This window comes from Sphingobium sp. BHU LFT2, from assembly GCF_018604485.1.
Taxonomy (GTDB): domain Bacteria; phylum Pseudomonadota; class Alphaproteobacteria; order Sphingomonadales; family Sphingomonadaceae; genus Sphingobium; species Sphingobium yanoikuyae_A.
This window is the reverse complement of sequence record NZ_JAFCGW010000001.1, coordinates 367,755-382,995: the sequence shown is the minus strand read 5'-3', so window position 1 is coordinate 382,995 and position 15,241 is coordinate 367,755. Positions and strand designations below refer to the sequence as shown.

Genomic DNA, 15,241 nt, shown 5'->3' with positions numbered 1-15,241 from the left:
AGGAACAATATGCGAAAGCTTCTTTCCCTCCTGGCGCTGACGTTGCTGGCGGCCTGTCAGACGGTGCAGCCGAATGATGGCTTCACCGAAGCGCAGAAGACGGTGCTGCGCGCCAATGGCTTCCAGCCTGTCGGCAGCAACTGGGAATTCGGCATGGCCGACCGGCTGCTGTTCTCGACCGACCAGAGCGTGTTGATCCCGGCGCAGCGCGACGTGATCAGCCGGATCGCGAGCGCGCTGGTCGCCGTCGAAGTGCGCGGCGCCAAGGTGGAGGGGCATACCGACAATACCGGCACGGCTGCCTATAATGAGCAATTGTCGCAGAAGCGGGCACAGGCTGTGGCCGATGCGCTGGCGGCGGGTGGCATGGCGTCGGCGGCGCTGCATCCGGTGGGCATGGGGTTGCGGGCGCCGGTCGCGAGCAATGACAGCGAGGTCGGCCGTCAGGAAAACCGCCGCGTGGTCATCATCGTCGCACCGGGCGATGCGATGCCGCTTTAACGGCGGATCGGCTCGAAATCCTTCACCCGCGCCATGACGATGGCGCGCGCGGCATCGGTCATGCTGCGCCAGTGGACGATTTCGTCGAGGGTGCGGCCGCAGCCGGTGCAGCCCTTGCGCGCGGCATCAAGCGAACAGAGGTTACGGCAGGGGCTGTCGATCGGCGCGGCCATCACATGAAGCTGTAGGGATCGACGTCCACCGCGACGCGGGTGGTCGATTTCCATACCAGATTACCCAGCCATTCGCGGATCACCGACTGGATGTCGACCTGGCGCGTGGCATGGATCAGCAGGCGGTGGCGATGCCGGCCGCGCAGCACCGAAAGGGGGGCTGGGGCGGGGCCATAGACCCGCATGCCCTCCACCTGCGGCGCCGACTTGCCGATCAGCCGCGCGGTCTGTGCGGCTTCGTCGCTATCCTCACTGGAGATGATGATTGCGGCGAAGCGGCCGAAGGGCGGGGCGTTGGCGCGGCGGCGATTTTCGGTCTCGATCAGATAGAAACGCTCGCTGTCGCCAGCGATCAGCGCCTGGATCACCTCCGCATCGGGCATGCGGGTCTGGATGAAGACATGGCCCGGCTTCTCGCCGCGCCCGGCGCGCCCGGCGACCTGCATGATCTGCTGGAAGGTGCGTTCGGACGCGCGCAGATCGCCGCCCTCCAGCCCGAGATCCGCGTCGATCACGCCGACCAGCGTCAGGTTGGGGAAATGATAGCCCTTGGTGATGAGCTGGGTGCCGACGATGATGTCGATGTCGCCGGCCTCCACCGACTTGACGAAATCGGCAGCGCGGGCGGGCGAATGCAGGGTGTCGGACGTGGCGATGGCCACCCGCGCCTGTGGCCACAGCGCCTTCACCTCGTCGGCGATGCGCTCGACGCCGGGGCCGCAGGCGACCAGGCTGTCCTCTTCCTTGCATTCGGGGCAGAAGCGCGGCGCCGGGATGACATGGCCGCAATGGTGGCAGGCGAGCCGCTTGGTCAGCCGATGCTCAACCATCCAGCTGGTGCAATTGGGGCATTGGAAGCGATAGCCGCAATGGCGGCACAGCGTCAGCGGGGCATAGCCGCGTCGGTTGAGGAAGAGCAGGCTCTGTTCGCCCTTGGCCAGCACTTCCTCCATCGCCACCACCAGCGGCGGGGCGATCCAGCGGCCGCGCTCGGGCGGATCGGTCAGCAGGTTGATGCCCTCGATATCGGGCATCTGCGCGCCGCCGAAACGGGCCGGCAGCTTGATCTCGCGATAGCGGCCAAGGTCGACCTGATGCCGTGTCTCGATCGCCGGGGTGGCGGAGGCCAGAACGACCGGGAAATGTTCGATGAGGCCCCGCATCACCGCGACGTCGCGGGCGTGATAATGGACGCCTTCCTCCTGCTTGAAGCTCGCCTCATGCGCCTCGTCGACGACGATGAGGCCCAGATTGGGGTAGGGCAGGAACAGGGCTGAGCGGGCACCGACGACGACCCGCGCCTCGCCCGCCGCGATCGCGCGCCAGGCGCGCCGGCGTTCGCTCTGGCGCAGGCCGCTATGCCAGTTGACGGGGACCGTGCCGAAGCGTTTTTCGAACCGCTCAAGGAAGGGTTCGGTCAGGGCGATTTCGGGCAGCAGCACCAAGGTCTGCTTGCCGGCGCGGATGGCCGCGGCGATCGCCTCGAAATAGACTTCGGTCTTGCCCGACCCGGTGACGCCGTCGAGCAGGAAGGGGGCAAATTCATGGGCGCGCACCGCGTCCGCCATGTCGGTCGCGGCCGCCATCTGCTGATCGGACAGGGCCGGCGGCGCGTGGGCCGGGTCGGGCTCGGGGAAGGGGGTGTCGACGCTGACCTCGACCGGCTCGAACGCGCCGGCCTTCACCAGACCACGGATCACTGTGTCGCTGACCCCGCCGATCATCGCCAGTTCGCGCACCAGCCCCTGTCGGTCGCCGATCCGCCCCATCGCTTGGGTGCGCTGTTCGGTCATGCGATCGGGCAGCTGGCCGGTGGCACGATATTCGATGACGGTGCGTGTGCCCTCGAGCGCGGACATCGACGCCAGTGCCATGCGCAGCACGGCGGCCGGCGGGGCGAGATAATAGTCGGCGGTCCATTCGATCAGCCGGCGCAGCGTTTCGGGCAGCGGCGGCGCGTCCAGCACTTCCAGCAGGTTGCGCAGCCGGTTGTCGCCGACCGTCTCGACATCCGGGAAGGATTCCTCGTCCCACACCACACCGACCAGCTGGCGCGGGCCCAGCGGGGCGACCACGATGCTGCCCGGCCTGGCCGTCATGCCATGGGGGATGCGATAGTCGAGCGGGCCGAGGGCGGCATTGAGCAGGAGGACACGGGCGCGGGCCATGGAGCGTCCTTAACCACTCTTGCCGTTCTGGCAAATCGTCAGAGCCGCCAGGCGATCGCCAGCCAGGGGACATGGACGACCTCGTCGGGTCGGTTATCGGGGAAACTATGCTGGCGCATATAGCTCAGTTGGATGCCGAGCCGCGGCGTCAGCACATGGCGCAGGCCGATCAGCTGCCGCGTGGTGACAAGTTCGCTGTCCTGGACCGCGCTTGGCTTGTGCAGTTCGAAGAAAAATTCGGCGGAGGTCAGGAGGAACCATTTGCGCTGCTTTTCCAGCGGGATGTCGAGCTGGATACGTTCGCGCAGGCGCCAGGCCGGGCGCGCGGCGCTGTCGATGTAGCGCTGTTCCAGCCGGGTGCGGCTCTGCAGCACGCCCAGGTCGATGATCAGTTGCTGGTGGAAGCGCATTTCCTTCTGCCTTCGGCTGGTAACGAAGGCGAAGCCGCCGCCCAGCTGCACGCCGTCGGCAATCCGATGGTCCAGGGTGATCCGTTGCAGCAGCTGGTCGTCGGCCGGCCGCAGGCGATAGCTTGTTTCGATGGCGATGCGATCATTGTCGTCGATCTGCGCGACGCCGCCAGCGCTGATCCAGATCTGCGCCTCCTGATCCGCAGCGCGGGCAGAAAAGGGCAGGACGAGCATGGCGAGGGCGGTCAGGCAAATATATGCGCGCATCGCAAACTTCATGGCCGCTCCCCTGTCGCGGAAGAGGTAGAAGGCGGCGGGGGCCAAGGCAATCGCCGTTCGCCCCGATGGCCAATCCATCGGCCAGCCGCTAAAGGGAGCCGATTCGCGAATCCTGCCCCGGAGCATCCCATGAAATTCTTCGTCGACACCGCCGACATTGCCGAAATCCGTGACCTGGCCGCCACCGGCCTGCTGGACGGCGTCACCACCAACCCGTCGCTGATCCACAAGTCGGGCCGCAAGTTCCTGGAAGTGATCGAGGAAATCTGCGGCGTCGTGGACGGCCCGGTATCAGCCGAAGTCGTCGCGCTCGACCATGAGACGATGATGAAGGAAGCCGCGGTCCTGCGGAAGATCGCTCCCAATGTCTGCATCAAGGTGCCGCTGACCATCGACGGCCTCAAGACCTGCAAGGCGCTGACCGACGATGGCGTGATGGTGAACGTCACCCTCTGCTTCTCGGCCAACCAGGCACTGCTCGCGGCCAAGGCCGGCGCCAGCTTCATCTCGCCCTTCGTCGGCCGTCATGACGATAATGGCTTCGACGGCATGCAGCTGATCGAAGACATCCGCCTGATCTATGACAACTACGCGTTCGACACCGAAATCCTGGTCGCGTCGGTCCGTCACCCGATCCATGTGCTCGACAGCGCCAAGATCGGCGCCGACGTGATGACCGCGCCGCCGGCCGTCATCAAGGCCCTGTTCAACCATGTGCTGACCGACAAGGGCATTGCCGGCTTCATGTCGGATTGGGCCAAGACCGGCCAGTCGATCCTCTAAGCGACATTGCCGGCGGGCGGGCGATCGGCCTGCCCGCCGGAACTCCTGCCGCCGCCCGGCCATTGTCTCCGCACAAGGAGGTGGCCATGTTCGTTGCGGTCTATTGGTGGCGCGTCCACCCCGGCAAGGAAGAGCAGTTCCGCGCCGCCTGGCGCCGCGGCACCGACCTCATCCGTGAAAAATATGGCAGCTATGGATCGCGCCTGCACCGCGATGCGGACGGGCGGTTCGTGGGCTATGCCGAATGGCCGGACGAGGCGACCTGGCGCGCGGCCTTCGACGCGAAGATGGTCTATGACGATCCGGCAACCCGCGCCGCCTTTGTCGACGCGATCGCTGAAGTGCCGGCCGATGCCGATCCGATCTTTACCATGACGGTCACCGACGACCTGCTGGTGCGTGCGACGAGCTGAGCCGGGCGGGAACCTTTTGTTCAGCATATTCGGCTAGATAGCACGCTCCTTTCCCCGATGAACCTGTCCATGCCGATCGACGCCGTCACCATGCTGCTCATGACCCAGGCCATCGCCCTTGTTGCGGCGCTGGTGCTGGCTGCCGAATGGCGTCTGGCGAAGGTGCGCTCGCTCGCCTGGTGGAGCGCGGGATTCGCGACCATCGTGGTAGGCAGCGGCATGTCGGTGCTGCGCACGGCGGACAGCTTCCTTCTCTATGTCTGGCTGGCCAATGGCCTGCTGGTGGTGGCGCATCTGTTGTTCGCCAAGGGCGCGGCGGCCTTTGCCGGGCGACGCCTCCCTGGCATCTGGCTCGGCGTGCTGCTGGTCTGGGTGGCGCTGCTGGGCACCGATCCGGCAAGTGATCGCACCGCCCTGTTCGGTCTCGTCAATTCGGCGCTGGTCGCGATCCTGTCACTCAAGGCCGCATCCCTCCTGCTTTCGCTCCGCCGCACCAGCGAAGTGCGCGATGCGGTGCGGCTGGGGCACATCTTCCTTGGCCATGGCATATTCTACCTCGCCAAGTCGGGGCTGATCTTCATGCCGGGCCTGTTCGTCAGCCTGGTCGGCTTCAAGGGGCTGCTGATCAAGGCCTCGCTCTATGAGGGCATATTGGTCGAGGTATCGCTGGCGCTGCTGATGCTGGCGGCCGTGCGGCACCGGCGCGAACGGCAGATCACGGCGCTGGCGGAGCGGGATTCGCTGACCGGGGCCTATAATCGCCGCGCGTTCGAGGCGAAGGCGGCTGCCGGAATGGCGCTGGCACGGCGGGCCGGCCAGCCGGTGGCGCTGCTGCTGTGCGACGTCGATCATTTCAAGGCGGTCAATGACGGCTTCGGCCACGCCACCGGCGACCGGCTGCTGTCGGGACTGGCCGAAATATTGACGCAGTGCGTGCCTGCCGATGCACTGGTGGCGCGGCTGGGCGGCGACGAGTTCGCCGTTCTGCTCTTTGGCCTTCCGCCCGAAAATCTGCCGGCACTCGGCCGCCGCATCTGCCATCGTTTTGCGCAGAGCGGGGCGGGTGTCGCCGGGGCGAGTTTGCAAGTCTCGACCAGCATCGGTGCGGCGACCAGCATCACGGGCACGGAGGAACTACCGCATCTGTTCGATCGGGCGGACCGCGCGCTCTACGACGCCAAGCGCAAGGGGCGCGATCGCATGTCGGTTGAATCGGGGGTGGACCTGAGCGTCGCGACTCCGCCGCTGCGCCTCGCCAAAGTGGCACGCCGCGCCTGATTGGCGACCCCGGCAGGATTCGAACCTGCGACCATCCGCTTAGAAGGCGGATGCTCTATCCAACTGAGCTACGGGGCCGTGCGCGGGAGCGATAGCGGGGCTTGGGCCGCGGCGCAATCTTTCGCAGCCGTTGCAATCGTGTGTCGGCGGGATATGCACCGAAGGATGAGCGACGCGGGCATCCGGAAAATCGACGCGACCGTGCTTGGCGCACGGCCGCTGCGCTATTATGATTTCTTCATGGCGGCCTTCGTCGCCATCTTGTTGCTGTCCAACCTGATCGGCGCGGCCAAGCTGTCGTCGCTGGGCGGCGTGACCTTTGGCGCGGGCATCCTCTTCTTTCCGCTCGGCTATGTGATCGGCGACGTGCTGACAGAGGTCTATGGCTATGCGCGGGCGCGGCGCTGCGTCTGGGCGGGCTTTGCCGCCATGCTGTTCATGGCGCTGATGAGCTGGGTGGTGGTGGCCTTGCCGCCGGCCGAGGGCTGGCCCGACCAGAAAGCCTATGAGGCGGTGTTTGGCAGCACCTGGCGGATCGTCTTTGCCTCGCTTTGCGCCTTCTGGGCGGGGGAACTGGCCAACAGCTTCGTGCTGGCCAAGATGAAGATCATCACCCAGGGACGGCATCTGTGGATGCGCACCATCGGCTCGACCGTGGTGGGGCAGGGGGTCGACAGCCTGCTCTTCTACCCGCTCGCTTTCTATGGCGACTGGACCACGGCGCAGGTGCTGACCGTGATGGTCACCAACTGGGCGATGAAGGTCGGTTGGGAAGCGGTGCTGACGCCCGTCACCTATGTGGTGGTGAATGGTCTCAAGCGACGCGAGGGGCTCGACGTCTATGATGCGGGCACCGATTTCACCCCGTTCCGCACCCGGCTCTGACGATCCGAAAGCCTGTTTGAAAAATCGCGAAAGGGCGATTTTTCGGTACGGTTCCAGCCCGCGCCCCCGCCCAACCACCCGACAGGATGACACTGGATCGGGTGGTTGGGTGGGGGAGCAGGCTTTCTCAAACCCACTCTGTGGTCAGCAAATTATGTAATCTAAAGAGAGTCTTTACCTTGTTGGGCGCAGGAGGAGGCGACAAAGTCAGGAAAGAATAGTCGCCCATCGTGCCCATCGCCTCCGCCCAGTCCATTGTTCCTGATCGCGATCCCGTGATGTCCCCGGATGCGATCTGCCGGATCGACCGCCTGACCCATGTCGCGCGGGCGCTGAGCCAGGAGGCGCAGACGATCCAGGCCAATCTGGCCAATGCGGAGCGCCGGTTTCAGGCGACCTTCCAGCACGCGCCGGTCGGCATTGCCCATGTCGCGCTCGATGGCAGCTTCCTGACGGTCAATCCTCGTTTCGAGGAGATTACCGGCTATCCGGCCGCGATGCTGATGCGGCTGGGTTTCCAGCAGATCACCCATCCCGATGATCTGGATGCCGATGTCGCGCTGCTTGGCCGGCTGCACCGGGGCGTGTTGCAGCGCTATACGCTGGAGAAGCGCTATATCCGCGCCGACGCATCGCTGATCTGGATCAACCTCACCGTGGCGCTGGTTCGCGACGAGCGGGACGCGCCCGAATTCTATGTCGCCGTGGTCGAGGATCTGTCGGAGATGCGGCAGGCCCATTTCGATGCGGTCCATGATCCGCTGACCGGCCTGCTCAACCGTCGCGGCTTCGTGGTGCGGGCGCGGGCCTTGCTGCGGCAGGCGGCCGAGACGCATCGCGGGGTGAGCCTGATCTATCTCGACCTCGACGGGTTCAAGCAATTGAACGACAGTCGCGGGCATAGCGCCGGCGATCGCTGCCTGGTCGAGGTGGCGCGGCTGATCGAGGATATGGTCGCCACTCGCCATGTGGTGGCGCGGATGGGCGGCGACGAGTTCGTGCTGCTGGTCGACGAGGAAGGCACGGACCTGGGCGAGGCACTGCGCGTCGGATTGATGACGCTGGGCGGTGCGCATGGCGGTGTCAGCGGCAGCTTTGGCCTGGTCACGCTGATCCCCGATGATGACACCGAACTGGACAGCATCGTGGCGCGCGCGGACGAGGCGATGCTGGCGGCCAAGCGCGCCGGCAAGAATCAGCTGGTGACCACCGCGCTGCTATAATCGGCGCGCACGAAATAGAGGCCATCGGGCGGCGCGTTGAGCGCCAGCCGGGCCCGATCGCGCGCCTCCAGCGCAGCGCGCAGATCGTCCGCGCTCCAGCGGCCCATGCCGACCATCGCGAGACAGCCGACCATCGAGCGGACCTGATGATGGAGGAAGGATCGCGCCTCCGCCCGGATGGCGATGCGATCGCCTTCACGCGAGACATTCAGCATCGCCAGCGACTTCAGCGGACTGGCCGCCTGGCAATGGACCGAGCGGAAGGTGGTGAAGTCATGATGACCCACCAGTATCTGCGCGGCGTCATGCATGGCGTCGGCGTCGAGCGGCTGGATCACCCGCCAGGCGAGACCCGATTCCAGGGTCAGCGGCGCGCGGCGATTGGCGATGCGATAGACATAGGCGCGGCCGATACAGCTGAAACGGGCATGCCAGTCCGGCGCAACTTCCTCGCATGCGAGGATCGCGACCGGATGGGGCCGCAGCTTTGCATTGATCGCCTCCATCAGGCGGAAGGGCGTCAGCGGCTTTTCGACATCGGCATGGGCCCGCATGGCAAGGCCATGGACGCCGGCATCGGTGCGGCCGGCAGCGTGCAGGATCGCGCGCTCGCCAGTGACGGCATGGATCGCATCCTCGATCGCCTGCTGGACGCTGGGGCCATGGGCCTGACGCTGCCAGCCCATATAGGGACGGCCGTCAAATTCGACGGTGAAGGCGAAACGGGCCATCGGCTCAGGTGTCGACCCGGCTGCCGGTGGGCATGTCGAAGCCGCGCAGCAATTCACCCGCCGACATCGCCGCCTTCCCCGCGCGCTGGATCAGGGTCGGCCGGATGGCGCCATGGCCGCAGCCGATCAGCAGGCTGTGGTCGAGCAATTCGCCCGCCGGCCCGGCATGATCCTCGACCGTGGCGGCGAGGATGCGGAAGCGTTCGCCGCCATATTCGAAGAAGGCGCCGGGGAAGGGGTTGAAGGCGCGGATCTGGCGCTCGACCTGATGCGCGTCGCGGCTGAAGTCGATCCGTGCCTCCGCCTTGTCGATCTTGGCGGCATAGGTGACGCCCTCTTCGGGCTGGACCACCGGCGGATGGCCGGCAAGATCGTCGAGCACATCGACCATCAGGTCGGCACCGGCCTGCGCCAGTTCCTGCGTCAATTCGCCGGCCGTCTTGTCCTCGACCGGGGTGACATGCTTGGCGCGCATCGGCCCGGTGTCGAGCCCGGCCTCCATGTCCATGATGGTGACGCCGGTGACATTGTCGCCGGACAGGATCGCGCGCTGCACCGGCGCGGCGCCGCGCCAGCGCGGCAGCAGCGAGCCATGGATGTTGAGGCAGCCATGGCGCGGCATCGCCAGGATCGCGCGCGGCAGGATCAGCCCATAGGCGGCAACCACCGCGACATCGGCGTCGAGCGCGGCAAATTCGGCCTGCACCGCCTCGTCCTTCAGCGAAACGGGCGTGCGCACTTCTATCCCCAGTTGCTCGGCACGGGCCTGCACCGGGGAGGGGCGCAGCGCCTTGCCACGGCCGGCCGGACGGGGTGGCTGGCTGTAGACGGCGACGATGTCATGCCCGGCCTTCACCAGTGCATCGAGCGCTGGAACGGCGAAATCGGGGGTGCCCATATAGATGATACGCATAGTTTTTCCGCTTCCCGCACCAGCCCGCTCCCCCACCCGGCCACCCTTCAAGATACTGCCGTTGGGTGGCCGGGTGGGAGAGCGGGCTGGCACCGCATTTGAAATCTGCCTGGGGCCTATTTCCAAGATCGCTCTCAAACCTCTTGTCGGGACGACTTGCAAGCCCTTATCTCGGTTCCATGGCATCCCCAGAAATCGAGACGCTGACCCAGGCGCTGTCGCGACTGCCCGGCCTTGGCCCCCGTTCGGCACGGCGCGCGGTGCTGCATCTGCTCAAGAAGCGCGAGGGCGCGCTGGAGCCGCTGCTGCGCGCGCTGGCGGCGGTCAACGAACGGCTGGTCACCTGCCAGGTCTGCGGCAATGTCGATACCGTCGATCCCTGCGGCATCTGCGCCGATCCGCGCCGCGATGCGCGGGCGCTGTGCGTGGTGGAGGATGTCGCGGACCTGTGGGCGCTGGACAAGTCGCGCCTCTTCCCCGGCCGCTTCCATGTGCTGGGCGGGCGCCTCTCTGCACTGGAGGGGGTGCGGCCCGAGGATCTGAGCATCGATGCGCTGGTTGCGCGGGTCGAGGCCGGCGGCATCGACGAGGTGGTGCTGGCGATGAACGCCACGCTGGAGGGGCAGACCACTGCCCATTATCTGGCCGAGCGGCTGGAGCGCTTCCCGATCCGCCTGACCCAGTTGGCCCATGGCGTGCCGGTGGGCGGCGAACTCGACTATCTGGACGAGGGTACGCTGGCCCAGGCGCTGCGCGCGCGGCGACCGCTGGGCTGAGGGACGACCCAAAGGCGGGGGCACGCGTCTCCCGAAGTTCACACCGTTATCGGGCTTTTTGGGCGAAATGCGCCCGCATCGCCCCTGTGACGCGACAATCGCGCTTCTGCCGCGCACCAGGAACGCCCCTATGGTGCGATCACCACGCGTCGATGGCTCGTGCGCAGCGGGCCATGACTGGGGTAGAAGGGCAGGGGGATGATGATCCATCCGGGCAGTAGATCAGACAAGCGGCGTGTAGGACAGGCCGGATGATGGACGGGAAGGGCGGCGGATTTTGGGTGTTTCCTGCCATTCCCCTCCCGCAAGCGGGAGGGGCAGCGAGACTTGCGCGCGCAGCGCGTTAGTCGCAGCGGGGTGGGCTTTCGCGATGTCCAACCCACCCCCTCCCCCCCCTCCCGCCTACGGGAGGGGGAACAGGTCCGCTTCTGGTCGGGCAACTTTCCTACCCAGGAGCGGACCGACCGCTATCGGGCAGGCCCGGTGGCGATCGACGGGATGAGCGACGATCAGGGGTGGGAACAAGACATTCCTCCCCGGCACGGGGAGGGGGACCGCTCGCGTAGCGAGTGGTGGAGGGGCACAGGCCGGATAGCGCATCGCTAAGAGGCACCTGCCCCTCCGTCAGCGCTTCGCGCTGCCACCTCCCCAAGCAAGCTTGGGGAGGAACTGGAAACGTCAGCTGCTGGTCGTTTCTTGCCGGGCAATTTTCCGCCCACGAACCGAGCGACCGCTATCGGGGTGGCCTCGCGAACGGCGTCTGGGCTGATATCGCCATCATGCTCCTGGGAAGAACACCCCCGCGCGCGTCCACGCAGAGGCGCCCGTCATGGCTCAGTACTTGGGGATGCTGGGATCCTTGCCGGGATAGGGGCTATCCTCGCTGCCATAAATGCGCGGATAGCACCACGCTGCCGCCTGGTCATAGTTGCCGAAGCCGTCGCGCACATAGCGCGCCTTGCAGGCTTCGTATTCTGCGTCCTGCTCATCGGTGCCTTCGGACGGAATGGTGGTCGGCGGCTGAGCAACCGCCGGAGCGGAGACGAATGCAAGCGCAATCAAAATCTTCTTGATTCCCATGTGTTACTCCTGATTTCCCCTGGATCAGAAACTATCAACAAGGTGGTCGGCTCAAGCTGGAGTTGAAATCAAACGGATATTGTCATCGATGTTTCTACCCTTCCTCATTTCTATATTCCAACCGCCAACAGTTTGTGTCGCAATCGACGACGACACTCTCAAATGTAGCGAGATCGGCCGCGTCCGACTTCTCGGTATCGACGCGCCGGAACTGCCGGGGCACTGCCGCAAGGGCCGCAGCTGCGCGCCGGGCGATCCGATCGCCAGCAAGAAGCAGCTGGTAGCGCGCGGGGTGACGATCAGCCCGGTCACGCGCGATCGCTATGGGCGGACGGTTACCCAAGTCTACGCTGGCAACAAGAACCTGGCTTACGAGCAACTTCGGGCCGGCAGGGCGGTTTATGTCGAGAAATGGTCGTTAGCCGCCAAAGCCCGGCATCAAGGACGGAAATCGATAGCCGTTGGACCGCCTGAAACGCGTCGCCCGGCCTTGCTGCTCCCGGATCAGTTCTTGCGCTGCGGCACCGTGAAGGTGCCCGACACGCGGCCGCTGGGGCTGGTCGATGTGCCGGCGCCGCCGGTCGAGCGGCCGTCGACCGTGGTGCGGCCGCTGTTGAGGTCCATCACCAGCCGTCCGCCGGTCAGGCGATTGACGCCCTGGGTCAGCGAGACATTGCCGACCATGGTGATCAGCTTGGCATTGAGGTCATAGATGGCGACATTGCCGCGCGCGGTCTGGTCGGCCTTGGTGATGACGACATTGCCCGACGCGTCGATGCGCTGGATTTCCACGCCATTGCCGGTGTTCGCCGCGCCATTGGGCTGCTGCTTGTAGGCCACGGTCATGCGGGCGGCGTTCAGCGTCATGCCGGCCTGCGTCACCTCGACATTGCCCGATACCACCACCCGGTCGGCGCGGTCCTGCACCTCGATCCGGTCGGCGGTGAAGTTCACCGGCGCATTGCTGTCATGATTCTTGAACACCTGCGCATCGGCGCCGGCGTAGAGGAGGCCGGTCGCGCCCAGCGCAACGGTCGACAGCAGGATGAGGGTGCGTTTCATCACTTTTGCCCTTTGAGGCCATTTTGTTCGATGCGCAAGGTCGCCCGGCCGTTGAGCGTAACCGTGCGTGCATTCATGTCCGCTTCCAGATGGTCGCCGCTGAACGTGCCGATCGGGATGCGCCCGTCGACCCGGCCCGCGCTCTTCATCCGCCGCGTCTGCAAATCGATGCCGACGTCGCGGGTGACCAGGCGATATCCGCCGGCGGCCTCGAACTGGACCGGGCCGACGATCGCGACTCGCTCGGTCTCCATGTCGTAACGGCCCTTCTGCGCGTTCAGCACCGCCGGCCCTTCGGGCAGCAGGATGCGGGCGGCCATGTCGTTCAGGTCGACGATCGGCTCGCGCGAGCTTTTCTGCACGGCCGAACCGGCCCGCAGCGAGAAGGGCTGGCCCTTGCTGTCCTGCCCGCGATAGAGCGCCTCGGACACGCGCATCCGCTCCTTCGCCACCTCGACCTTGTTCTTGTCGAGCACGAAGCTGACCTTGTCGCCGCCAGTGAAGGGGGCCATGGCCAGCAGGGCGGTCAGCACGCCGACCGCCACCGGCAGATAATTTTTGAGCAGGCGCACCAGCTTGTCATGGCTGCCACCCGGCCGGGCCCAATGGCGGCGGACGTTGCGCTGTTGCTCGGCCTGGATGGACATGTCTGCCTGCCGCCCTGTCGCTTACATGTGCGAGAAGATGTCGTTCTCGGGCCAGCCCGCCAGGTCCAGCGCCGCGCGATGGGGCAGGAAGTCGAAACAGGCCTGGGCCAGTTCCATCCGCCCTTCGCGGGTCAGGCGCTTGTCCAGTTCAGTCTTCAGCTGGTGCAGGAAGCGCACGTCGGACGCGGCATAATCCTTCTGCGCGTCGGACAGGTTCGGGCCGCCCCAGTCGCTCGACTGCTGCTGCTTGCTGATGTCCTGGCCCAGCAGTTCGCGGACCAGCTCCTTCAGGCCGTGGCGATCGGTATAGGTGCGCACCAGCTTCGACGCGATCTTGGTGCAATAGACGGGCGCTGCCACCACGCCCAGATAATGCTGGATCGCGGCGATATCGAATCGGCCGAAATGATAGATCTTGATCCGCTCCGGATCGGCCAGCACCGCCTTCAGGTTCGGCGCGGCATAATCGCTGCCGGGGTTGAAGCGGACCAGATGCTCGTCGCCCTTGCCGTCGCTGATCTGGACGACGCACAGGCGATCGCGCGGGGTGATGAGCCCCATGGTTTCGGTATCGACGGCGATCGGGCCGGGGGCAAGGACGCCCTCGGGCAGATCTTCTTCATGGAAATGGACGGTCATGACTTTTCCCTCTATGGGGAAACGGGCCATATCGCAATCAAGGCTTTGGCAGATAGGGCCTGTAAATCGGCGCTGCGGGCGCTCTTTTTGCCCGATATGCGAAATCATTCGCGCTGCCCGGAAAACTTGATATAGTGATTCCCAAACCGCGACTTTGCGGTGGATTGTGCATGTCATTCGCCCGACATGTTTGTCCAATGTGTCTTGGGGCGAAGCGAAAGTGACTAACAGGGCATGAGTTTTGACAGAGGGCGCCGCGGCGGGCGCGGCAAGGACAAGCGCGACGGTTTCGGCGACGACAATTTCTACGACCAGGGCAGCGGCGGCGGCTTCGGCGGCGGTGGCTTTGGTGACCGCGGCGGCTTCGGTGGCGGCTTCGGCGGTGGTGATCGTGGTCGTGGTGGCTTCGGCGGTGGTGATCGCGGTGGCTTCGGCGGCGGCGGCGGTTTCGGCGGCGGTGGCCGCGGTGGCTTCGGCGGCGGCGGTGGCGGCTTTGGTGGCGGCGGCGGCGGTGGTCGCGGCATGCCGGCCCAGGTCGTTGGCGAAGGCAAGGGTGTCGTCAAGTTCTTCAACGGCCAGAAGGGTTTCGGCTTCATCGTTCGTGACGATGGCGGCGAAGACGTGTTCGTTCACATCAGCGCGGTCGAGCAGGCCGGCCTGACCGGTCTGGCCGAAGGTCAGCCGCTCGGCTTCACCCTGGTGGATCGTGGTGGCAAGGTGTCGGCGACCGATCTGGTCATCGACGGCGAACCGCTCCCCGTGACCGATCGTGCGCCGCCGCGTGAACCGCGCGAACCCCGCGCCGGTGGTTTCGGTGGTGCAGAGCGTGGCCCGCAGCGTCAGCTGACCGGCGAACGCGCCAGCGGCACGGTCAAGTTCTTCAACGCCATGAAGGGCTTCGGCTTCATCCAGCGTGATGACGGCCAGCCGGACGCTTTCGTCCACATCAGTGCTGTCGAACGCGCCGGCATGGGCGCCCTGAACGAGGGCGACCGTCTGGACTTCGAACTGGAAGTCGATCGTCGCGGCAAGTACGCGGCCGTCAATCTCCAGTCCAAGGCCGACTGATCGGCCGTCGCCCGTTCGCCGTACGGGCGACGTGACAGGAATATCGAAGGGGGTCGCCTGCCCGGCGGCCCCTTTTTCGTTTTTGCCGTTCATCTCGATCAGCCGGCAGATCTCATATATCGTCAAAGCGATGCGCCGTGATGCGGCGCATGGATCGTGAATATCGACAGAAATGTCCGATGATATTCGGATTAAAAATGCCGTAAATTCGG

17 protein-coding genes, 1 tRNA gene and 1 pseudogene are annotated in these 15,241 nt (G+C 65.6%); 9 read left to right on the top strand and 10 right to left on the bottom strand.

The window, feature by feature from the left end; all coding sequences use genetic code 11:
- Positions 1-9: 9 nt before the first annotated feature.
- Positions 10-501 (top strand): outer membrane lipoprotein YfiB, encoded by a 492-nt coding sequence (yfiB, locus tag JQK15_RS01910; protein WP_004210774.1) that lies wholly within the window; start codon positions 10-12, stop codon positions 499-501.
- Here yfiB and JQK15_RS01905 read toward each other — a convergent pair.
- Genes JQK15_RS01905 through JQK15_RS01895 form a run of 3 tightly spaced genes read right to left on the bottom strand, consistent with a single transcriptional unit; the run spans position 498 to position 3,519 of the window.
- The gene (locus tag JQK15_RS01905; protein ID WP_214863107.1) at positions 498-674 is read right to left on the bottom strand and encodes a DUF1289 domain-containing protein; all 177 of its coding nucleotides are present in this window, start codon (positions 672-674) and stop codon (positions 498-500) included. The genes yfiB and JQK15_RS01905 overlap by 4 nt on opposite strands.
- Positions 674-2,842, bottom strand: a complete 2,169-nt coding sequence (locus JQK15_RS01900; protein ID WP_214863105.1) for a primosomal protein N' — start codon at positions 2,840-2,842, stop codon at positions 674-676. Before JQK15_RS01900 ends, JQK15_RS01905 begins: the two co-directional genes overlap by 1 nt.
- Positions 2,843-2,880: 38 nt before the next feature.
- Positions 2,881-3,519, bottom strand: a complete 639-nt coding sequence (locus tag JQK15_RS01895) for a DUF2490 domain-containing protein (protein ID WP_251007514.1) — start codon at positions 3,517-3,519, stop codon at positions 2,881-2,883.
- Between the two features lie 141 nt (positions 3,520-3,660).
- On the opposite strand from JQK15_RS01895, the gene fsa reads away from it, so the two are divergent.
- From fsa to JQK15_RS01880, 3 genes are all read left to right on the top strand, one after another.
- Positions 3,661-4,314: a fructose-6-phosphate aldolase gene (gene fsa, locus JQK15_RS01890; RefSeq protein WP_004210778.1), complete on the top strand. Its 654-nt coding sequence runs from the start codon at positions 3,661-3,663 to the stop codon at positions 4,312-4,314.
- A gap of 86 nt (positions 4,315-4,400) precedes the next feature.
- Positions 4,401-4,727: an antibiotic biosynthesis monooxygenase family protein gene (locus JQK15_RS01885; protein WP_004210781.1), complete on the top strand. Its 327-nt coding sequence runs from the start codon at positions 4,401-4,403 to the stop codon at positions 4,725-4,727.
- 69 nt (positions 4,728-4,796) lie between these two features.
- Positions 4,797-6,005, top strand: a complete 1,209-nt coding sequence (locus JQK15_RS01880; protein WP_251007513.1) for a GGDEF domain-containing protein — start codon at positions 4,797-4,799, stop codon at positions 6,003-6,005.
- A gap of 1 nt (position 6,006) precedes the next feature.
- Here the strand turns inward: JQK15_RS01880 and JQK15_RS01875 are convergent.
- A tRNA-Arg gene (locus tag JQK15_RS01875) sits at positions 6,007-6,083 on the bottom strand.
- 87 nt (positions 6,084-6,170) lie between these two features.
- Between JQK15_RS01875 and JQK15_RS01870 the strand changes: the two genes are divergently transcribed.
- Positions 6,171-6,890: a queuosine precursor transporter gene (locus JQK15_RS01870; protein ID WP_136186577.1), complete on the top strand. Its 720-nt coding sequence runs from the start codon at positions 6,171-6,173 to the stop codon at positions 6,888-6,890.
- A gap of 278 nt (positions 6,891-7,168) precedes the next feature.
- The gene (locus JQK15_RS01865; protein WP_214863925.1) at positions 7,169-8,113 is read left to right on the top strand and encodes a GGDEF domain-containing protein; all 945 of its coding nucleotides are present in this window, start codon (positions 7,169-7,171) and stop codon (positions 8,111-8,113) included.
- Here the strand turns inward: JQK15_RS01865 and truA are convergent.
- Both truA and fmt read right to left on the bottom strand, forming a co-directional pair.
- Positions 8,086-8,844, bottom strand: coding sequence for a tRNA pseudouridine(38-40) synthase TruA (truA, locus tag JQK15_RS01860; RefSeq protein WP_214863099.1), 759 nt, complete (start codon positions 8,842-8,844; stop codon positions 8,086-8,088). The two genes, JQK15_RS01865 and truA, sit on opposite strands and share 28 nt — an antisense overlap.
- A gap of 4 nt (positions 8,845-8,848) precedes the next feature.
- The gene (fmt, locus tag JQK15_RS01855; protein WP_214863098.1) at positions 8,849-9,757 is read right to left on the bottom strand and encodes a methionyl-tRNA formyltransferase; all 909 of its coding nucleotides are present in this window, start codon (positions 9,755-9,757) and stop codon (positions 8,849-8,851) included.
- A 179-nt stretch (positions 9,758-9,936) separates the two neighbouring features.
- Between fmt and recR the strand changes: the two genes are divergently transcribed.
- Entirely contained in the window at positions 9,937-10,533 is a 597-nt protein-coding gene (recR, locus tag JQK15_RS01850; protein ID WP_048938762.1) for a recombination mediator RecR, read from the top strand.
- Positions 10,534-11,367: 834 nt separating this feature from the next.
- Here the strand turns inward: recR and JQK15_RS01845 are convergent.
- The gene (locus tag JQK15_RS01845; protein ID WP_214863097.1) at positions 11,368-11,613 is read right to left on the bottom strand and encodes a hypothetical protein; all 246 of its coding nucleotides are present in this window, start codon (positions 11,611-11,613) and stop codon (positions 11,368-11,370) included.
- 88 nt (positions 11,614-11,701) lie between these two features.
- Here JQK15_RS01845 and JQK15_RS01840 point away from each other — a divergent pair.
- Positions 11,702-12,031 (top strand): annotated as a pseudogene (locus JQK15_RS01840) (thermonuclease family protein); the annotation flags it as partial.
- Positions 12,032-12,117: 86 nt separating this feature from the next.
- On the opposite strand, the gene JQK15_RS01835 reads toward JQK15_RS01840, so the two are convergent.
- The 3 genes from JQK15_RS01835 to JQK15_RS01825 are packed head-to-tail and all read right to left on the bottom strand — an operon-like array spanning position 12,118 to position 13,961.
- Positions 12,118-12,675, bottom strand: coding sequence for an LptA/OstA family protein (locus JQK15_RS01835; RefSeq protein ID WP_004208265.1), 558 nt, complete (start codon positions 12,673-12,675; stop codon positions 12,118-12,120).
- A complete protein-coding gene (locus tag JQK15_RS01830) occupies positions 12,675-13,322 on the bottom strand; it encodes a hypothetical protein (RefSeq protein WP_004208264.1) in 648 nt (215 codons plus the stop codon). The genes JQK15_RS01835 and JQK15_RS01830 overlap by 1 nt, the downstream gene beginning before the upstream one ends.
- 21 nt (positions 13,323-13,343) lie before the next feature.
- Positions 13,344-13,961 carry a ribonuclease D gene (locus tag JQK15_RS01825; RefSeq protein WP_010338324.1) on the bottom strand — a complete coding sequence of 206 codons (618 nt, stop codon included), beginning with the start codon at positions 13,959-13,961 and terminating at the stop codon, positions 13,344-13,346.
- Positions 13,962-14,195: 234 nt separating this feature from the next.
- Between JQK15_RS01825 and JQK15_RS27240 the strand changes: the two genes are divergently transcribed.
- On the top strand, positions 14,196-15,029 hold the full coding sequence (locus tag JQK15_RS27240; protein WP_097384332.1) for a cold-shock protein: 834 nt from the start codon (positions 14,196-14,198) through the stop codon (positions 15,027-15,029).
- Positions 15,030-15,241 lie beyond the last annotated feature (212 nt).

Bases quoted from the DNA above. Each gene is read 5' to 3' on its own strand.
- truA (WP_214863099.1), bottom strand. From the start codon at position 8,844: ATGGCCCGTTTCGCCTTCACCGTCGAATTTGACGGCCGTCCCTATATG.
- JQK15_RS01905 (WP_214863107.1), bottom strand. From the start codon at position 674: ATGGCCGCGCCGATCGACAGCCCCTGCCGTAACCTCTGTTCGCTTGAT.
- recR (WP_048938762.1), top strand. From the start codon at position 9,937: ATGGCATCCCCAGAAATCGAGACGCTGACCCAGGCGCTGTCGCGACTG.
- JQK15_RS01900 (WP_214863105.1), bottom strand. From the start codon at position 2,842: ATGGCCCGCGCCCGTGTCCTCCTGCTCAATGCCGCCCTCGGCCCGCTC.
- fmt (WP_214863098.1), bottom strand. From the start codon at position 9,757: ATGCGTATCATCTATATGGGCACCCCCGATTTCGCCGTTCCAGCGCTC.
- JQK15_RS01895 (WP_251007514.1), bottom strand. From the start codon at position 3,519: ATGCGCGCATATATTTGCCTGACCGCCCTCGCCATGCTCGTCCTGCCC.
- JQK15_RS01830 (WP_004208264.1), bottom strand. From the start codon at position 13,322: ATGTCCATCCAGGCCGAGCAACAGCGCAACGTCCGCCGCCATTGGGCC.
- fsa (WP_004210778.1), top strand. From the start codon at position 3,661: ATGAAATTCTTCGTCGACACCGCCGACATTGCCGAAATCCGTGACCTG.
- JQK15_RS01845 (WP_214863097.1), bottom strand. From the start codon at position 11,613: ATGGGAATCAAGAAGATTTTGATTGCGCTTGCATTCGTCTCCGCTCCG.
- JQK15_RS01885 (WP_004210781.1), top strand. From the start codon at position 4,401: ATGTTCGTTGCGGTCTATTGGTGGCGCGTCCACCCCGGCAAGGAAGAG.
- yfiB (WP_004210774.1), top strand. From the start codon at position 10: ATGCGAAAGCTTCTTTCCCTCCTGGCGCTGACGTTGCTGGCGGCCTGT.
- JQK15_RS01880 (WP_251007513.1), top strand. From the start codon at position 4,797: ATGCCGATCGACGCCGTCACCATGCTGCTCATGACCCAGGCCATCGCC.
- JQK15_RS01865 (WP_214863925.1), top strand. From the start codon at position 7,169: ATGTCCCCGGATGCGATCTGCCGGATCGACCGCCTGACCCATGTCGCG.
- JQK15_RS01825 (WP_010338324.1), bottom strand. From the start codon at position 13,961: ATGACCGTCCATTTCCATGAAGAAGATCTGCCCGAGGGCGTCCTTGCC.
- JQK15_RS01835 (WP_004208265.1), bottom strand. From the start codon at position 12,675: ATGAAACGCACCCTCATCCTGCTGTCGACCGTTGCGCTGGGCGCGACC.
- JQK15_RS01870 (WP_136186577.1), top strand. From the start codon at position 6,171: ATGAGCGACGCGGGCATCCGGAAAATCGACGCGACCGTGCTTGGCGCA.
- JQK15_RS27240 (WP_097384332.1), top strand. From the start codon at position 14,196: ATGAGTTTTGACAGAGGGCGCCGCGGCGGGCGCGGCAAGGACAAGCGC.